At 42.0% G+C, this 1,480-nt stretch carries 1 pseudogene; it reads right to left on the bottom strand.

Annotated features, from left to right (window positions below):
* Nucleotides 1-190: 190 nt before the first annotated feature.
* A pseudogene (locus F6K51_RS37135) lies at nt 191-1,316 on the bottom strand (IS4 family transposase); the annotation flags it as partial.
* Between the last annotated feature and the right edge of the window lie 164 nt (nt 1,317-1,480).

Raw genomic sequence — 1,480 nt, 5'->3', positions numbered from 1 at the left:
CAATACGGTTCGGTTAAGCTCTAAGCAGTATTGATTACATAGAATGTTCGTGTTTCACTTTTGGCTCCAATTCCTTTATGTATTGGTTTCTTGGAAGGAAATTTAGCTCTAGTTTTTTTAACTACTCGCGGGTTACTTCTTCCTTCGCGCTCTGGGATCTGCTCGTCAAAGATTTCTGTCATTAGCCAGGTTAAAAAAAAGGGACTTCTTCTGGCTCAAGACGTTGAAATTTAGGAAGGGCACGACGCACAACATTAAGGGTTCCGGTAAAACTTAATCGTAAAGGGGAGATTTGAGCACGCTCGGCCACTTGATACATTAGGGAACGTACAGCCCAATGACCAAGAAGCCAACCGTAAATTTCTTGAACTACCTCACGAGGGTTTAGGGAGCGAATTGGAGTTTTGCGACCATTAAGGTGAACTTTGAGTTCATCAATAGTATTTTCTACTTCCCAACGTTGATGATATTCAATCGCCAGTAATAAAGCCGGGAATAAAGCCATATCTGTCAAACTAGTAATAAGGCGGTAAATTTCTGGCTCTCCATCAGTATCAATGGTATATTCAATGACTCGTACTAGGATTTTCGTACCACCCTTTTTCTTGGATTTACGATCAGGGGTAATCCACGATAGATAAGAACCATCTGCCAAAACTTTTTCTACCTTGAATTTGGCATTTTTTGGCACTCGTCCTAAGTAATCACATTTTTGGCCAAGGGTTGCTCTTACCATTCCATAAGAATGTAGTCCTCTATCCCACATCAACAACATTCCTTCCATTACTGACCGTAGTAACTTTTTTGCTCTAACTCGCTCACCAATGCGGTATGGACAGATTAACGCATCAACGATTAAATGCGTTCCGGCTTCAATTAGTAGCACTAAGCGGACTTTGGGGAAGGCGGTTTGAGTACCAGGACGACTACCAGGATATCCAAACACCCTTGCGTTTTTATCGGTATCTGGTACATCGAATAATGTGCCATCTACTGCCATTATTCGCAGTCCTCCAAGAAAAGCTCCTGGTGTGTCAACTGTTGCGTGCATGACTTACTACTGAATGGAAAAGACGACTGATTACCTGACACCCTATTCTTTGTCGTGCTTCAGTAATTGAGGATTTACAAGGTACTCGCCAATACTTCCCCACTCTCACCCAAGCTTCACTCAAACCATCTACTAGATTTTTCAGTACTGTTCTCATAGAAGCTTTTGACCATAAACTCATGGCAATGATTAAACAGACAACCAAATGTGAAGGTAAAGCTCGCCTGCGCTCTTCTTTGGCTTTTGTATCCGCTTTTCAACTGCTCTATTGCTGACGATGGAATCGCTGCTTCTAAAGCTTTGAGTACTGTACCTGATTCAATCTTCGGTACAACCAAGGAGAATTCTTTGAGTTGCATTTTGCCCTTCGCACCTTGATGACAATTACCAGTTTACATGCTTTTCAAGCTTAACCGAACCGTATTGTCC

This window comes from Moorena sp. SIO3I8 (assembly GCF_010692325.1).
Lineage (GTDB): Bacteria > Cyanobacteriota > Cyanobacteriia > Cyanobacteriales > Coleofasciculaceae > Moorena.
The sequence above is the reverse complement of the archived record's forward strand: the minus strand, read 5'-3'. Positions and strand labels throughout refer to the sequence as shown.